The organism is Reyranella sp., assembly GCF_052439685.1.
GTDB lineage: Bacteria > Pseudomonadota > Alphaproteobacteria > Reyranellales > Reyranellaceae > Reyranella.
Genome location: NZ_JBQVQG010000026.1, coordinates 12,726 through 28,931 on the forward strand (window position 1 = coordinate 12,726; position 16,206 = coordinate 28,931).

A 16,206-nucleotide genomic window follows, 5' to 3' on the forward strand; every position below is an offset into this window, starting at 1 on the left:
GTGGACAAATCTGATGCGTTAGACAGATTCTGAAAGAATCTGGGTTAGGTAAGTTAAGGAGGCGCCAAGCCGTTGTGGGCCAAAGGGAATCCGGCGATTCTGGTCCCCGATAGCACGAGGTTCCCGTCCCCGATGGCACGAGGGTCGGCGTCCCCGTTAGCACGAGGCAAGTCACAGCTTGTCCCCAGACGGAGCTAACGGCCGATGGACGAACGGCTCGCGCGGGATCGCGACGAACTCAAGCCGTTCGACTCCGCGGAAGCCGCGTTCAATACAAAGCCGATAGCCGGGAAGGGCCTGTCGGCGGACGATCTCGCGCACATCGTAGGCGAAGTGCTTGAGTGGCGAGAGGCTGCCGGACTTGGCGTGGAGATGTGAAAAATCGAAGCTCCACCCGTCAGCCTGACGGCCGCCGTGCTTGCGGACGATGCGATAAAGCCAGCGCTCCAGACCGCCTGTCAGATCGAAGTACGCACGGTCAATCGTGAGCACAAGCGCGTCGTCCAGAATGCCGGCATAGAACCAGTCTGGGAGGATGAGTTCGAGGCCGAGCGGGCGACCGTGGACGTCCGCAGTCTCCTTCCATTCGTTGATCCAGGAGAAGCGATGGCGTCGCCGCTCTGCAGGTTGGCGGATGGACGTCAGCACGGTCGTTGACTGGAGACGGTCGAACGCCGCCTTCAGGCGGTCGTAGTCCCTTGCGCCTGTGCCGCGGCCCACGAACGTCAAGATCTCGTAAGGAGTGGCCGCCATCAGACGCGAGGTCTTCAAGCCGGCGTCTCTGGCCTCGACGATCTGCGAGGCGGCCCAGATCAGCACATCGGCGTCCCAGATGGTCGCCATGCCGTGGTCGGGCACGGCCTCCACCCGTATGGCGACCGTACGGGTGCGGTAATCGATCGGCCGCACTCGTTTCGATTTGGCGAGCGAGAAGAACGGATAGGCCATGAGATCCTGGGCGTCACGCGGTGCGAGATCGCCGGGCAACGCCCTGAACAGGTCGAGCTGGTCTCGCTCGCTGACGCGCCTGTGCTTGAAGGTCACGTTTGGCCTCCGCTCAGCGCCGAGCACGAGAAGCGTTGGCGAGCGGGTTCATGTGCGGCTTTGCAGGCAGCACGGTCCCGGTCCCCGGATCAGAGGTCGACGTCTTGGCCCCGCGGTCGGCCCAGGCCTTGAGATCGTCGACCGCGTACACGACTCGACCGCCGATCTTCCGGTAGGTTGGGCCTGTACCGTAGGTTCGGTGTTTCTCAAGGGTCCGTCCGGAGAGGCTGAGAAAACGTGCGGCTTCCGGCGTTCGCAAAAAGCGCGGCGGCAGGCCGGCGGCAGGATCGGGCATGCGAATAACTCCGTGGTTTTGACGAGAGCCGTCGAGGGGCGACGGCGTAACGACGGTCACGGTGGCGGAGATTCGCGGGCCGGCCGGATGACGAACTGGGCCCTGTGGTTGGCGATACCCCCTGTCCTGATGTCGAGAGAGGCTAGCGGCTGGCGCGCAGCAGCTTGCGGTAGCCCCCGTCCATCATGGCCACGGCATCGGCGACCAATCGGATCGTCTGGCCCCTGACCGATGAGGTCTTCCAGGGGAATCGCTCTACTGCTTCCGGGCCATAGAGCGCCCTTGCGAGTTCGCGATAACTTGCGCCCTCCAGGTGACCGTCCAACGCCCGGATCATGTCGAGAAGCCGTGTGCGGAGACGCGTCGTGATCTGCCAGGCGGACGGAAGCGGGCCTGCCGAGTGGCGATCGAGGCGGCGCTTGAGGCGGACCAAACCGGCGAGGCGAAGGAGAACGGTCTCATCCAAGGGGACAAGCGCCGCCATCGGCAGTGCCGGCCGCTCGCCCTTGAGCCACAGGGACATTGGGCCATCGCCATCATTCACGATGCATTGGCACTCGCCGCCGTGCTGTAGATCGATCGACGGACGCAGTCGAACAAGCGCTTCAAAGCGATAGGCGCCTTCGAAGCCCTCGGGTGCGGGAACGAGCATCACGGCATGGGGAAGCAGCTCAGGCCGCCATGAAACCTGCGCGGCCGTCGCATCGAGTGAGGGATCGCAGGCGAAAGGAAAGCCCCCAGTTCCCTCCCACCGTCTTCGGGCTCAATGCCGATTCCTCCGGATCTTCGTCAAGCCGGTCGTAGTCATCACGGTATGCCGGGTTGCGTCGCAGGAACTCCCACGCGAATCCGGCACGATCGAGATTCTTCAGCGTATCGACGTACTCGGACGACCTCCAATCGGGTCTCTTCGTCATCAAAGACTCCGTTACACGAACTCAGGGCTAACGGGCCTCAGCCTTTCATGCGACCAACGGTTGTTGAAGAGCCCGAACGCCGAACGCGCGATGTCATGCGAAGACGCCCCCAAAGGGGCTATCTAAAAGTCCTTTCCCGGGGCTGGCCCGTCAGTTGCGCGATGCGCGCAAGAGATCACGGTAACCCGTCTCGGTCATCCACCGAGCTCGAGCCAAATGAGTGTCGTGGACCAAGCGTGCGCGGTCGGGGTCCATCTCCGGATTGAGCCCGAAGACAATGCGCACGACTTCTTGCCAGTCCGCGGCCTCGGCTGCGGCGTCCAGCAAGCGCAGGTAGGTCGCGAAGTGCCGCTCGTCATAGCTGGTGACGACGGGGCTTTCAGGAGGGCAGTCGTCAAAGGCAGGTGTCGTCATCTCAAGGATCGCAGCGAGGGAATAACATTCGTCGGAACTCCAGCCACCGCATAGTCACAGTCCCTAGGCCCGTCGCGATGCAAGGCAAGCATCACATCCGTCAATTTCCATGCTCACCAGGCGCAACGTGAAGGCAACCGAAGCCTGATCTGCATAAAAGCATAGAGACGCCGCTGCGCCAGCATTTTGCGCCGCGTATTATAGTACGTAGCGCCAAAATACGCGATTGCCTCCTATCCTGCGGATGGACATTCGCAAGGTGTTCGGTGCCAACGTCCGTGTCTATCGACTAGCAGCGGGCCTCAGCCAAGAGGCCGTTGCCGTTCGCATGGGTGTGGACCGGGCCTACGTCAGTGCGATCGAGCGAGGACGGCAGAACGCCACGCTACTGACGATCCGGGAAGTTGCCCAGGCCTTGGGCGTGCGTCCGGCTGACCTGATTGTTGAGCCTGCACGAAATCGAAGCCTTGACCGCAAGGGATCGTAACCGTCAGGCGAAGACGCCCTTCCCTCGCTTCAACCGAAGGGCGGCTTCGTGCGGCCGCCACCCCTCCTGACCGGCCGCATAGAGCCCGGTCCGGCGAAGCCGGATGCGCCCAATCCCTTCAGTCCTTGAAATCCGAGCGAATGTAAAATCGATAGCTGGCAAGGGCCAAGCCCATCGCTGGATTCCATAAAACACGGCCGCCCGCGCAAAGAAAAGCCCCGCCCGGCGGACCGGGCGGGGCCTCAGGGGCGTCGGCTTACTCGCCGTTCTTCTTGCGGCTGCGCGACCAGATCAGGGAAGAGCCCTCGCCGTCCTCATCGTCGAACAGGTTGGCGAAGATCGGCGCGTTGAAGCTCGGATCATCGAGCTTGAGCGAGAGGTAGTCGCGGCCCTCGTTGGAGCGCTTCGACCAGGCAGCCCCGATCTCGGCGCGGCCGACGAAGACCCGGTGGCTGGGAGCGTTGTCGTTGCTCCGGTTGGCCTCGGGGACGATGCGCACACCCTTGGTCTGGACGCTGAGCGTGACGATCTCGCCCTGATATTCGTTGCCGGACTTCTTGAAGGAACCGATGTTGGCCATGTGACTTCTCCTTGCTGTTTCGAGCTCCGCGACCATCGCGGCCTCGATGGCGATCGTTTGCCGGAGGCGATCGACGCTGCACCCGCTCGCGGGCCGGAGCGCAGCGGAGGATGGCGGCGGAGGGCCTTTCTTGCCTCGCGAGGAATGGGCGAAGCCCAGGGGAAGAAAGGCGCTCCGACGCCGTTGCGGCTCAGGCGATCGAGGCACCGCCGTCCTACGGCTAGATCAAGCCAAGGAGAGGCCGTGGGTCGCACGCCGAACAGCATCCTCGCGAGAAGTCGTGGCCACCCTTAAGGGTCCTGCACAAGAGGTCCGGCCTACCGGCCGAAGAAGAGGCGGCCATGGCGTAGAAAAAGGACGGCGTCCGTCCCTGCCAGCCGCACGCAGACGATGAACTCGCCACAGCATCTGTCGGCTGCACCGAATACACCGGGCTCATCGAAGCGCTCTCGAGGGCGGCGTTAGCGGCAGCACGTTCCAACGAGCGTTCACGCCCCGCCTTTCGCCAACCTGTTCGACGATGAGGACGGCGACGGCGTCAGCGTCTCTGGTCGTGCGGCCTCCAGCCAATCGGCGAGTGAACTCCCCCGATGCCCTGTCCGTCCGACGCCGGGACAAAAAGCGTCATGCGTGAGAATGCCGTGACGCCGGAGAGAATGGCGCCGACAACGGCGAATGCCGTCTGCCACCCGCCGGTGGACATGCCGATGCCGGCCAGCGCAAACGACAGCTGATAGCCGGCGACGGTCGCCGGCACGGCGTAGAGCAGACCAATGACGGCGCGGAGCAGCGCTGTACGGGCTGTGACGAAGCCAATCTGCCCGAGCGCAAGGGTCGCACCGCCGGCAAGAAACCCCACGATGAGCGCTCCCACGACTCCTCCTCCGCTGTCAAAGGCAGCGAGGCCCGCCGTCAGCCCGGCAAGGAAGGGAAGCGCATAGATGGCGAGCGTGAACAGGAGCCAGCAGAGGAAGCCGAGGCCGAAAACGCCGAGAAGGATGGCAAGCATGGTGGATTTCCGTGACAAAGAGTCGAACGGCTGCGCTTTCCACCACCACCTAGCGCCATCTAGGAACTGTCGACTGTGAAGTTGGCCAAAAGGCGGCGCTTATGCGCCGCCCGAACCGAAGCGCCAGACCGGGATGCCGAGCTTGCGGGCCTTGTCGGCGAGGTTCTCCTGGATGCCCGAACCCGGGAAGACGATGACGCCGATCGGCAGGACTTCGAGAATCTGGTCGTTGCGCTTGAAGGGCGCGGCCTTGGCGTGACGGGTCCAGTCGGGCTTGAAGGGAATGTGAGCCACCTTGCGGTCGTCGGCCCAGCGGGCGGCGATCCGCTCGGCACCGGTCGGCGAGCCGCCATGCAGCAGGACCATGTCGGGGTGCTTGGCGCGGACCTTGTCCAGCGTGCCCCAGATCAGCTGATGGTCGTTGAAGTCCATCCCGCCGGTGAAGGCGATCTTGGGACCAGCCGGCACCAGCAGCTCGGTCTCGGCCCGACGACGGGCGGCGAGGAAATCCCGGCTGTCGATCATGGCGGCGGTGAGCGCTCGGTGATTGACCATTGACCCGGTGCGTGGCCGCCAGGCCGAGCCGGTATGGACCTCGAAGCGATCGGCGGCCTGGTCGCGGAAGAGTTCCAGGGCATTGCGGCGTTCAATCAAGGTCAGGCCCTCGGCGACGAGACGCTCCAGTTCGACCGAGCGGACCTCCGAGCCGTTCTGCTCCTTCTGGCTACGCCGCTGCGCCTGTTCGTTGTCGTCGAGCTCGCGCTCGATCCGGCCGGTGGCGCGGTGGAACAGGTTGACGGTCGACCACAGCAGGTCCTCGAGATCGGGCTCGAGACGGGTGTCGGTCAGGGTCGAGACCAGCGCATCGAAGATGTCGACGACCGCGCCGGCGATGATGTTGCCTTCGGGCAGCGGGCGGGGATCGGGCTCGTCCTGGAAGGGACGGTGGCCAAAGAGCTGCAGCTCGGCGAGAACGTGATCGGTCGGGGATGAGGCGTGCACGGGCTCGAAATCGGGATCGCGGTCGGTCGCCATGATGCTGTCCTTTGTCGGATCGGCCGCGCCCATCGCGGCCTTCGTGGGCGTCGACAGACGGCAGGCCGAACGGTCCCGCACCGCGCTTGCGGCCGGAGCAGAGCGGAGGACGGAGGGCCGAGGCTTTCTTGCCTCGCGAGGAATGCCGGCGCAGCCGGCAGGGGAAGAAAGCCGCAGGAACGCCGTTGCGGGACAGGGTGGCCTGCCGTCCGATCGCCCCTCTAGAAGGCCGGGGCGCGCTCCCGTCCGGTCCGAAGGGCAGCAAAGCAATAGAACACGAAGCGATTCACCGTGCCTGTGCTCATCCCGTCCCGGCTAAGGCCAGGAAGCGCTCCACGTCCTGCGGAACGAGTTGCTGGCATAGCGATACCCGGAGCCATTCATTTCCCAGGCGGCGGAGATCCTCGTTGAAGTCGTCGAAGCAGGGCGACAGCACGCACGGCTCGATCCCGGCGGCCTTGGCGCGAGTGCACAGGCTGGCCATCGCAACATCACCGGCCCGGTCGGCATCGCGAGCGACATAGAGACGGCGGAGTGTCGGTGGAAGCAGCAGTGCGGCGAGGTGGTTGGCGGAGAGCGCGGCCACCATCGGCAGAGTCGGCATGATGACCCGCAGCGACAGAATGGTTTCGATGCCTTCCCCAGCGGCCATGACGTCGCCGGCTACGCCGAAGCGAACACCGTGCCCGAGAAGATGGCCCATGGCCCGTCGCGGTGAAGCGATCGGCGCCTTGTCGTGACCTGACGGATCGAGCCAGGTGCGGTGTGCTCCGGTGATCTTGCCGCCAAGATCGGTGACGGCGGCGATCAGTGCCGGCCAAGTCTCGGCCGGACTGTGCTCGTCGGGGCGGTAGTAGCAGCGCGGATGGAAGCGCAGCGGATCACCGTCGAACACAGTCACGATGCCGCGGCTGTGCAGGTAGGTTTGCGCCAAGGTGCCCACGATCGGTCGGGACATGGCGTAGAGACGCCTCGCGGATTCAGGCGAGCCGCCTGACGCAGGAAGACGATCCCGCCGTGGAACGAGCTGGTCTGGCGGCAAGGCGAGGAACGCCTGTGCCTCGTCCAAGGTGTCGCGCAGGCGATCGAGACCGCGATTGAGGGCGATGAGGTCTAAAAGATCGCCATGCTCACCGGTGGCGGCGTCGGTCCATTTACCAGCTGCGCCCTTGCCATGGTCCGGCCCGCTCAAGCGGACGAACAGGCTGCGGCCCCGCGTATTGGCGACATCACCGACCAGCCAGTAGCGGCCCTCGCGATGGCCGTTCGAGAGATAATGGCGGCACACCGCCTCGGCGTTGCGCGCGAGGAGGCGGGCCAGGTCGGCGGCGGGCGACGACACGATGGTGCTCTCACGCTGCCACGCGATCGGCGATGCGCACGATCGGGTGGCGTTCCATCAACCCGGCGAGAATCTCGGGTCCGCTATCGCCAGTTGGCACAAACAGACGCAGCTTCCAGGCGATGATCTCGGAGATCAGGCCCATCGCCTGCAGCCGATCGACCATGCCGTCGGTGAAGCCGACGAGTTCCACGCGATGCAGACTCATCACTTTGGCGCGACGGAGGCTAAGCCCATCCTGCAGCTCAAGGATGGTGCGACCGTCGAGCACCCCGGTCCAAGCCTCCGACGACGCGATGTTCACGCCATCGGTGCTGACGGCCTGCGCCATCCAGGCCGGCGAGACCAAGCGGCCGATGACGCGCTCGCCGGCATCGGTCTGCAGGCGATAGACCCGCATGGACTCGTCCGGCAGGCGCTTCCAGATCGGAAGCAGCAGCCCGGTAACGATGTGAAGGTCGCTCTCCGCGAACGCGGGAACCTCTGCAAGCTCCCGCTCCCAGGCCTTGATGAAGGCGACGCGATCGGCCGGTTCCCAGTGCGTCTGGTCTAGTGCCGCCAAGGACATCGCCGTGCGCTCCATCGGACGCAGCAGACGGACACGGCGCTCGACCTCGCCGTCGTCCAGCATGACGCTGGGAGCCGGGACCTGAACTGCCGCACGCCCCGACTGGTCGTTGACCAGCAGGACCGCCCGCGGATCGTCGGCTCGCTCCAGCGCCTCGACCAAGGTGAACGGCCGATTGCGTTCGCGGCGGCGGATGGTGAACACCTGCGTCTCCGCGCCGGTCTGCGGATGGACGTAGAGCGCGCGGCGATCGGTAACGATCAGGCTCTCGGCAGTCAGCGTTTCGACGCCGACGTCATAGGTCCCGGAAGCCTGCGCCCCTTCGATCTTCGCTCGCAGCAGATCCTCGAACACGCCGAATAGTGTGTTCTGCAAGCCGATGGTCAGCGCCAGCAGCCGGTTGAGGAAGGTCGTGATCGGCGGCAGCTCCTCGCGCAAGCTGCCATCCTGATCGGTCAGATGCAGTCCTGTCGCCGCCTGGAAGACCTCCAGCGAGCAGCCCTCGACCTTGCCGGCGAACAGCAGGAGATAGAGCTGGCGCAAGGCCGCTCGGCCATAGGGCGATTCGAGATTGTCGTCGGCGCGGAACAGGCCCTGCCCGCCCGTCTGGCGCTGGCCCTTGGTGATGGCGCCCAGCGTGTCGAGGCGACGGGCGATGGTCGACAGGAAGCGCTTCTCGGCCTTCACGTTGGTCGCGATCGGCCGGAATAGCGGCGGCTGCGCCTGGTTGGTGCGGTTGCTGCGCCCCAGCCCTTGGATCGCCGTGTCGGCCTTCCAGCCTGCCTCCAAGAGATAGTGAACGCGGAGCCGCCGGTTCCTGGCCGAAAGGTCGGCGTGGTAGGAGCGGCCGGTGCCACCGGCATCGCTGAACACCAGGATGCGCTTGTCGTCATCCATGAAGGCCTGCGCTTCGGCGAGGTTGGCCGAGCCGGGCCGGTTCTCGACGCAGAGCCGGTCGCCCATCCGAACGACCCGCCGCGACCGGCCGGTGACCTCGGCAACCAAGTCGGTGCCAAAACGCTGAACGATCTGATCCAGCGCGCCTTGGATGGGTGCCAGCGACGCGAGCTGCTCGATCAGCCGGTCACGACGCTCGACGGCGTCGCGACACTGCACGGGCTGGCCGTCGCGATAGACCGGACGCGAGGAGAGATTGCCCTCGCCATCCGTGAAGGGCACGAAGAGCTGGGTCGGGAAGCTGTGCGCAAGATAGTCGAGCACGTACTCGCGCGGCGTGATGTCGACCTGTACGTCGCCCCACTCCTCGGTCGGGATGTCGGCCAGCCGGCGTTCCAGCAGAGCCTCGCCGGTGGAGACGATTTGTATGATGGCGGCATGGCCGGCTAGAAGGTCGCGCTCGATTGCCCCGATCAGCGTCGGCGTCTTCATCGAGGTGATCAGGTGCGAAAAGAAGCGCTGCTTGGCGGACTCGAAGGCCGAGCGGGCCGCCGACTTCGCCTGCGCATTGAGCGTGCCGCGCTCGCCCGTGACGTTGGCGGCCTGCAGGGCGGCGTCGAGATTGTTGTGGATGACCTGGAAGCCGCCGGCATAGGCGTCGTAGATGCGGATCTGCTCGGGCGTGAGCGTGTGCTCGACCAGCTCGTACTCGACACCCTCGTAGGACAGCGACCGCGCCGCATAGAGGCCGAGCGCCTTGAGATCGCGGGCCAGCACCTCCATAGCGGCGACGCCCCCGGCCTCTATCGCCTGGACGAACTCGGCGCGCGTGGCGAAGGGGAAGTCCTCGCCACCCCAGAGGCCGAGCCGTTGGGCATAAGCGAGATTGTGCACCGTGGTGGCGCCCGTGGCCGAGACATAGACCACGCGGGCATTGGGCAGCGCATGCTGCAGGCGCAGGCCGGCACGGCCCTGCTGCGAGGGCGCCTGGTCGCCGCGTTCTCCCTTGCCGCCGGCGGCGTTGGCCATGGCATGGCTCTCGTCGAACACGATCACTCCGTCGAAGTCCGATCCCAGCCAATCGACGATCTGCTGGACCCGCGAAACCCTTTCCTCTCGCGCATCGGTCCGTAGCGTAGCGTAGGTGGCAAAAAGGATGCCTTGCTCCAGCCGGATCGGCGTGCCCTGGCGGAAGCGGGCGAGCGGCGTCACCAGCAGCCGCTCCATGCCGAGCGCCGACCAGTCGCGTTGGGCATCCTCGATCAGCTTGTCGGACCTGCTGACCCACACCGCCCGTCGGCGGCCTTTTAGCCAGTTGTCCAAAAGGATGCCGGCGACCTGGCGGCCTTTGCCGGCGCCGGTACCGTCGCCCAGCATCCAGCCGCGCCGGAAACGCACGGCGTTCTCGGCATCGTCGGGTGCCGCCGAGACGAGGTCGAAGGTCTCGTCCACCATCCATGATCCGACGAGGTGGCCGGCATGGGCTTCGCCGGCATAGATGACGCTCTCGAGCTGGGCATCGGACAGCAGGCCGACGCTGACGGCATCGGCTGGCAGGTGCGGTCGGTAAGAGGGCTTGGGTGGCGCGACCGAGGCCATCGCCGCGGATTGCACGAGCCGAGTCGGATGCCGCCGGGCGCCGGCGATTCGAATCGACTGAAGGTCGTAGCCTTCGTACAGCGCCTCGGTGAGGCTGCCACCCTCGGCGGGCGTCCAGTCGACGGTCTCGTAGGCGAGTTCGATGCCCTCTCGTTCGAGCGAACTGGCAGCAACGGCGAGCGGCTGTCGTGCGGGCCTGCGACTCGGTCGGACCGCGACGGAATAAACGGGTGCCGAAAGCGTGACCGCGCCATCAACAGGCAAGCGCGCTGGAACGCAGGTGGTCACCCACTCAAGCAGCGTGGCAGCGTCGGGCGCCATGCCTGGTGATGCCGGAAAACAACCCGGATCGTCCGCGGGCACACGATCGATGACCGTTAGCCGGGTCTCGACCGTGGTGCCGTGGCGGGCATAGACACGCCCATCGACGGCAGCCGTAAACACGATGCGGCCTCGCTCCTGCAGGCGGACGAAGGCCTCGCGCCATGACGGATGGTCGGGCGAGAAGCCGGCGCCGGTGATCGCCACCAGCCGTCCACCGACGACAAGGCGGGCAAGCGCGGAGGCGACATGGCGCAGGGCGGCGTCGGCAACGGCGCCATCGACATGCGCTGCGGCCGAGAACGGCGGGTTCATCAACACGACGCTCGGGCGCACGGCATTGTCGAGATGGTCGTGGATGTGAGCCGCGTCGTAGCGAGCCGTCGCAGCACCAGGAAAGAGTTGTCCCAGCAAGGCCGCGCGGGTTTCCGCCAATTCGTTCAGGGCCAGCGCGCCACCGGCGAGCTCGGCAAAGATGGCGAGCAGGCCCGTGCCAGCCGAGGGCTCGAGAACGAGATCGGCCGGGGTGATCGCGGCAGCGTTGGTGGCGACAAACCCGAGCGCGAGCGGCGTCGAGAACTGCTGCAGCGCCTGGCTCTCTTCGGAGCGCCTTGTATGGGTGGGAAGAAGTGTCGCGATCTTGCTGAGCATGGACAGTTCGGCAGCCGGCGACCCAGCCCGAGCCCGAATGACAGGGCCGAACTTGCGCATGAACAGCACGGTTGCCGCCTCGCAGGCGTCGTACGCGGTCTTCCAGTTCCAGGCGCCGGCCGCATCGGAGCCGCCGAAGGCGTGCTCCATGGCGGCGCGCAGGATGACCGCATCGATGCGGCCACCGCGTTCGAGGTGAGGGAGAAGAAGATGAGCGGCGGTGACAACGCCATCGGGCAGATTGACCGTAGAGGAGGCGAACGGGCGCAGCGGCGCCTGCGCGGCCACGGAGACGGAAACATTCGACATGGAGGAGACCTCGGGAGAGCGGGAACGGTCCGAACCAGGAGGCGCTCTCTCTCGACCCCACAGGCTCAAACCCGTTCCGGCCGTCCTCTCCCTCTCTTTTGGGAATCGGTCAGAGCGGATTCCTCAATGGAAAAAGCCCGGCTCGGTGGCCGGGCTTACCCAACGACTGGCGGCAAGAGCGCGGAGCAGCCGAAGCCACCCCGCGAGTCCGCGCTATTCGGCGGCGATCGGACGCGGATCCACGTCGTCCGTGGTAGCATTCTGCGCCTCGCCGTCGGCGAGGAAGGCGGGAAGTTCCTGGACCGTGTCGGTCGACGTGTCCGACACGTCTACGCTGTCGGCGAGCCGCAACGGTTCGGGGAGCCAGCCCGTGCCGTCGAGCAGCCTCTCAGCCTCCGTCGCCATTCCGGCCTTCTTGAGATGGTCGATGAGCTGTGCTGCCTGGTCTCCCTTGGCCTCCCGCACCGCTTCCAGGATGCGGGGCTTGGTGACGCGGCCGAGATAGTTGTCAACCGTGGGCCGCCAGCCGGCTTCCACCATGTCGAGGCCGACGGCGCGGGCGAGCCGGTCGGCCTGGGCGATACGGTGCTGGACGCCTTGCACTGAGACACCCGGCCCGCCGTAGCGGTCACCCTTCTCATAGAGGGCATTCACTCCAAACGAGACGCAGTGCGCAAGTAACGCTGCCCGGCGGGTGTCGTCGAGGGTCGCGAGCCAGTCCCAAAGCGCGTCGTCGTCCTTGGGGAGCTCGGCCTTCCACGCCTCGTGCCGCTCGGCGACCGCCTTGGCGGAGGGGCTGTCCTTCAGGTCGGCCGCCTGGACGGGGAAGAACACATGCCGCACCGAGGCTTCCAGGCATGCGCCGGGGGCGTTGTGCTGGAAAGTATCAAAGCAGAGCTTGTGCAGCAGCAGCGTCAGGGCGACCTGCGGGTCGTTCGCCACCGCATCCCGCAGCGCCAGGGTGCGGTGGGCCGTCAGCTCGCTGACCAGCCGCTCAGGCAGCGGCTTGACGACATTGTCTCCGTCGTCGTCATCATCCGGCTCGCTGCCGCCGATGGTGATGACGGTGCGCTGCACATCAGAGGCGGCAGGTGCCGTCTCGTCGGCGTGACGGGCCTCGCCTTCCGCCGGCCCTTCGCCGCCGACTGGCATTGACGGCTCGTCCTCCGGCCGGACATAGCCTCGATCGGCAGCAAGCTGTCCGTCGGCGTCGATGCTGACGAACACGCCGGCGCGCGCGATCTCTGTCGGCTCATAACGCACCGGCCGATTCTCGAAGGCTGCAAGCGCCGCCTCGATCTCGCCCAAGCGGGCATCGACCTCGTCCGGCAGCTCGTCGGCGCCTTCGCATTCGCCTTCGAGCTTGGCGTACTCGGCATTCAGCGCATCGAACGTCGCCTGCTCGGCCGGAGTGAGTTCGAGCGTCACGCCGTCAAGTTGCCGAAGATGGCTCATGTGGCCATAGCGGAAATCGACGGCCACCTCGATCCACTTCCAGCCCTCGGCGGCGATCTTCTCGGCCCCCGCTGCCAACCTCTCGGTCGCCAACCGGTCGAGCAAGGCGACGTCCTCAAACCAGCCGCCCCTGTCGTCCTCAAACAGGTCGCGCAGGATCACGCCGCCAGCAGCTTCGTACGCCTCGGCACCGACGAACCGCGCCCGCCGGTCCGAGCCGCGGACGGCACTCTCGGTGAGTTGGCGCCGGATCAGGTATGGCTCCTTGTCGTAGGATTGCTGAAGCGCCTCCCAGACCTGCTCCTGGCGGACATGATCAGTGGTGACGGTGAAGGCCATGAGCTGCTCCAGGGTCATGCCGTCGTCGGCATAGACCTCGAGGAGCTTCTCGGACACCGCTGCCAGGCGCAGCCGCTGCCTGACCACAGCGGGCGCGACGAAGAACCGGGCGGCGATCTCCTCCTCGCCGGCGCCCTGGTCGCGCAACGTCTTGAAGGCACGAAACTGATCCAGCGGATGCAGGGGGACACGCTGGACATTCTCCGCCAGCGAATCCTCTTCCGCCGACACCTCGACGCCAGGATCGCGCACGATGCAGGGGACCAGCGCCGTCTTCGACAGGCGCTTCTGCCTGACCAGGCGTTCGAGGGCCCGGTAGCGGCGGCCGCCAGCCGGGATCTCGAACTGGCCGGTCTCGGCGCCTTCGGCGTCGACGACCGGCCTGACGTTGAGGCTCTGCAGGAGGGTGCGCCGGGCAATGTCCTCGGCCAGGTCCTCGATCGAGACGCCGGCCTTCAGGCGCCGGACGTTCGACTGGCTGAGCACCAGCTTGTTGAAGGGGATGTCGCGCGAGGCGCTGAGGGTGATCTTCTGAACGGCCTTTGCCATGTCGGGATACTCCGCGACGGACGGCCGGGAGACTCTCTCGCGACCTGAAAATCCGTCACGGAATCCGGCGCAGCCCTCTCCCTCTCGATTGTCGGCAGAGCGGGAACGGAAGGTGTGCCAGCCCGATTTCCTCCCCGCGCGAGGGGCCTTCAGCCTTCGCGCCTGATCGAAGGCTGCGGCGCGCATCAGCGCTTGTCTATCGTCGTCGGTCGCAGCCACCACCCTCACCCGCGAAAGCAGTTACCGGCGCTGCTTGGACCGCCAGCTGGTTCGGCCATAATCCTCCTGCATTGCCTCGTCGACGATTCGAAGGACTACAAGCGCCTTGCCGTCACTCAGTCGAAGCGACTGCTCCTTCACCTCACACTCGGAGATACCTTCGGCATCAAACCAAGCATCCGCCCCGATGGGAGACATATGCGTACGCTCGCGCTTACCGGCGACCACATCCGCTGCGTATGTGTCGGGATCGAGCTGCTCCACAGGAAACCAGCGATCAGGGACATCCTTGCTGCGACTGAACCAGCGTCTTCCAGTCTGATCGTAGCAGGCGACAATAACGGGTTCGACATTGGCTTCGGCGATGCGGATCGCCGTGGCCGGTAGGCTGACGTCAAACGACCGCTGCATGTGTTCGAGCAATGCAAGATCGACGTGCTTGACGTGCCCAAGTAACGGCATGAACAGGTACCAGGGCATCAATAGATCGGCCGCATAGTCGTCGGCCTGGCGCTCAGGTTTGAGAGGGTCGTTTGCGGCATTTTCGATGTCGGTCGACCGACATTCAAATTGCCGGCCACGGTGGAGCGCCCAATGACCAAGTTCGTGCGCGACGGAGAAGCGCCGTCTCTGAAAGCCACTGTCTTCTGATATGGAGATGATCGCCTTGTCGCCGACGCCGACAATCCTGGCTTCGCAACGCGTCAGCTTCCGCACCCTAACGGCCGCACCTGCGTCATATGCAATGGCGCGGACATCGATCTCTTTCGGCTCGGTGATGCCAAGCCCCATCAAGTGCAATTCTGCCCGGGTAAGATTACGCCCCATTCTGGTCGTCCGGCTCCGCAATGCCGAGTTCTGCTAAGTCCGCCAGGTACCCATCGAGTTCTGCTTCATCCATGCGCTCGCCTTGGCGCGCCGCAAGAGTGAGACCTGGATTTCGAGCAATGATGCGATCGAATTTTGCTCGCTTTGCCTCAAAGGAGAGTATGACAGCTCCGGTCTGCCCTTGACGCGCGTCCTCATCAGCAATTCTTGCCTTTGCGGCTTCAAGCCGCCCTCTACCGTGCTTGACCGCCGCCTCCAGCAATAGCTTTCGGAGTCTGGCGGCCTCCGCCTGCGGGTCGGCATGATCCTCGGCGGCGGCGTCCATGATCTCCTTGTCGGTCAACGCCGACATCTCGGCGATCACCTTGTCCGCGTAGTTTTCGGCATCCATCTGGCCCTTGTTCTTTGTCATCGTAGATGCTCTCCAACGCCGCTTTTGCCGAGTTTGCGCGTGATAGCTCGCTTCTTGCTGGCCAGCTCAGTTGCGCCAAGTCCGGTCAACTCGCACAAGTCCTTCTCGGTCATCTGCTCAAAAAACCACCCCTCACAGATCACCTGGGCGAATTCGTCACCTTCGAAGAGCGTCAAGACGCTCTCCCGGAGACGCTTGCTCCCCAGATCATCCTCTGGCGACGCCGCCACAGCCTGAACATTGCTCAACTTCTCGTCATCACCTGAGTCGACTCGCGAGTTGTCGTGAAGTTTTCGGTCGTTGGAGACGACGCTGCGCATCACCCCCCTCAGGACGACTAGAAACTTCTCGGTCCGAGGCACTTTCCGGGCACCCTCCAGGAGTCGCCCGATCGCTTCACTCAGCAGTTCATCGGGAGCAAGCCTGCTGCCCCACACAAGCGCCCGCGCGGCCTGCTGCAGCCCAAGAATGTCAGCGTCGCTCAGCTCGCGAATCGCGACCTGGACTTCGCCTTCCGTCCACACGGCCCTAGCAGCTTGCGTCAATCGGCCCCCCAAGAGCCCGTCTTCTTGTTGTCCCAGACTATGGCTCCTCAACCCGCAGATGCCGACAAAATATTTTGGGAATTCGCTGTCGGGGCTCTGCCGGCTGAGGAGCCTACCTCCCTACAGGAATACTCCTGCGGTCAGCTGTTCGAGAGTAATTTCCAAATGTCCAAGCGAAATCAACATGTTGTCCCGCATGACGCCGGTTGGGCCGTACGGGGCGCCGGGGCTCAACGCGCCACGGCGGTCCACGATACCCAGGCCGCCGCCATCGATCAGGCCCGCTCGATCGCCCGCCACCAGCGCACCGAGCTCCTGATCCACGGCACCGACGGCCGCATCCGGGAGCGCGACTCCCACGGCAATGACCCGAATCCTCCGAAGGGCTAAA

Annotated in this window: 16 protein-coding genes; 2 read left to right on the plus strand and 14 right to left on the minus strand. The window is 65.2% G+C overall.

Going from position 1 to position 16,206, the window contains the following annotated elements; genetic code table 11:
- Positions 1 to 171: 171 nt before the first annotated feature.
- The 5 genes from ACT6UX_RS24315 to ACT6UX_RS24335 form a co-directional block, all read right to left on the minus strand.
- A complete protein-coding gene (locus ACT6UX_RS24315; RefSeq protein WP_444777736.1) occupies positions 172 to 1,044 on the minus strand; it encodes a replication initiator protein A in 873 nt (290 codons plus the stop codon).
- 13 nt (positions 1,045 to 1,057) lie between these two features.
- Entirely contained in the window at positions 1,058 to 1,339 is a 282-nt protein-coding gene (locus ACT6UX_RS24320; protein WP_444777737.1) for a helix-turn-helix transcriptional regulator, read from the minus strand.
- Positions 1,340 to 1,481: 142 nt separating this feature from the next.
- On the minus strand, positions 1,482 to 1,991 hold the full coding sequence (locus ACT6UX_RS24325) for a DUF2285 domain-containing protein (protein ID WP_444777783.1): 510 nt from the start codon (positions 1,989 to 1,991) through the stop codon (positions 1,482 to 1,484).
- A 19-nt stretch (positions 1,992 to 2,010) separates the two neighbouring features.
- Complete coding sequence (locus ACT6UX_RS24330) at positions 2,011 to 2,256, minus strand: transcriptional regulator domain-containing protein (protein ID WP_444777738.1); 246 nt, start codon at positions 2,254 to 2,256, stop codon at positions 2,011 to 2,013.
- 150 nt (positions 2,257 to 2,406) lie between these two features.
- The gene (locus ACT6UX_RS24335) at positions 2,407 to 2,670 is read right to left on the minus strand and encodes a DNA -binding domain-containing protein (RefSeq protein WP_444777739.1); all 264 of its coding nucleotides are present in this window, start codon (positions 2,668 to 2,670) and stop codon (positions 2,407 to 2,409) included.
- A 244-nt stretch (positions 2,671 to 2,914) separates the two neighbouring features.
- On the opposite strand from ACT6UX_RS24335, the gene ACT6UX_RS24340 reads away from it, so the two are divergent.
- Positions 2,915 to 3,157, plus strand: a complete 243-nt coding sequence (locus tag ACT6UX_RS24340; RefSeq protein WP_444777740.1) for a helix-turn-helix domain-containing protein — start codon at positions 2,915 to 2,917, stop codon at positions 3,155 to 3,157.
- A 256-nt stretch (positions 3,158 to 3,413) separates the two neighbouring features.
- Here the strand turns inward: ACT6UX_RS24340 and ACT6UX_RS24345 are convergent, their stop codons facing one another.
- The 9 genes from ACT6UX_RS24345 to ACT6UX_RS24385 form a co-directional block, all read right to left on the minus strand.
- Positions 3,414 to 3,737 carry a DUF736 domain-containing protein gene (locus tag ACT6UX_RS24345; RefSeq protein WP_444777741.1) on the minus strand — a complete coding sequence of 108 codons (324 nt, stop codon included), beginning with the start codon at positions 3,735 to 3,737 and terminating at the stop codon, positions 3,414 to 3,416.
- A 538-nt stretch (positions 3,738 to 4,275) separates the two neighbouring features.
- Positions 4,276 to 4,746, minus strand: coding sequence for a hypothetical protein (locus ACT6UX_RS24350; protein WP_444777742.1), 471 nt, complete (start codon positions 4,744 to 4,746; stop codon positions 4,276 to 4,278).
- A gap of 99 nt (positions 4,747 to 4,845) precedes the next feature.
- Positions 4,846 to 5,781 carry a DUF2493 domain-containing protein gene (locus ACT6UX_RS24355; RefSeq protein ID WP_444777743.1) on the minus strand — a complete coding sequence of 312 codons (936 nt, stop codon included), beginning with the start codon at positions 5,779 to 5,781 and terminating at the stop codon, positions 4,846 to 4,848.
- 301 nt (positions 5,782 to 6,082) lie between these two features.
- Positions 6,083 to 7,123 carry a DUF7146 domain-containing protein gene (locus ACT6UX_RS24360; protein ID WP_444777744.1) on the minus strand — a complete coding sequence of 347 codons (1,041 nt, stop codon included), beginning with the start codon at positions 7,121 to 7,123 and terminating at the stop codon, positions 6,083 to 6,085.
- A gap of 10 nt (positions 7,124 to 7,133) precedes the next feature.
- A complete protein-coding gene (locus ACT6UX_RS24365) occupies positions 7,134 to 11,468 on the minus strand; it encodes a strawberry notch-like NTP hydrolase domain-containing protein (protein WP_444777745.1) in 4,335 nt (1,444 codons plus the stop codon).
- Positions 11,469 to 11,681: 213 nt separating this feature from the next.
- Positions 11,682 to 13,811, minus strand: coding sequence for a ParB/RepB/Spo0J family partition protein (locus tag ACT6UX_RS24370; RefSeq protein ID WP_444777746.1), 2,130 nt, complete (start codon positions 13,809 to 13,811; stop codon positions 11,682 to 11,684).
- Positions 13,812 to 14,051: 240 nt separating this feature from the next.
- Entirely contained in the window at positions 14,052 to 14,858 is an 807-nt protein-coding gene (locus ACT6UX_RS24375; RefSeq protein WP_444777747.1) for an ImmA/IrrE family metallo-endopeptidase, read from the minus strand.
- Complete coding sequence (locus tag ACT6UX_RS24380; RefSeq protein WP_444777748.1) at positions 14,848 to 15,270, minus strand: hypothetical protein; 423 nt, start codon at positions 15,268 to 15,270, stop codon at positions 14,848 to 14,850. The genes ACT6UX_RS24375 and ACT6UX_RS24380 overlap by 11 nt, the downstream gene beginning before the upstream one ends.
- A complete protein-coding gene (locus ACT6UX_RS24385) occupies positions 15,267 to 15,815 on the minus strand; it encodes a hypothetical protein (protein WP_444777749.1) in 549 nt (182 codons plus the stop codon). Before ACT6UX_RS24385 ends, ACT6UX_RS24380 begins: the two co-directional genes overlap by 4 nt.
- Positions 15,816 to 15,980: 165 nt before the next feature.
- Between ACT6UX_RS24385 and ACT6UX_RS24390 the strand changes: the two genes are divergently transcribed.
- Positions 15,981 to 16,205: a DUF2188 domain-containing protein gene (locus ACT6UX_RS24390; protein WP_444777750.1), complete on the plus strand. Its 225-nt coding sequence runs from the start codon at positions 15,981 to 15,983 to the stop codon at positions 16,203 to 16,205.
- Position 16,206 lies beyond the last annotated feature (1 nt).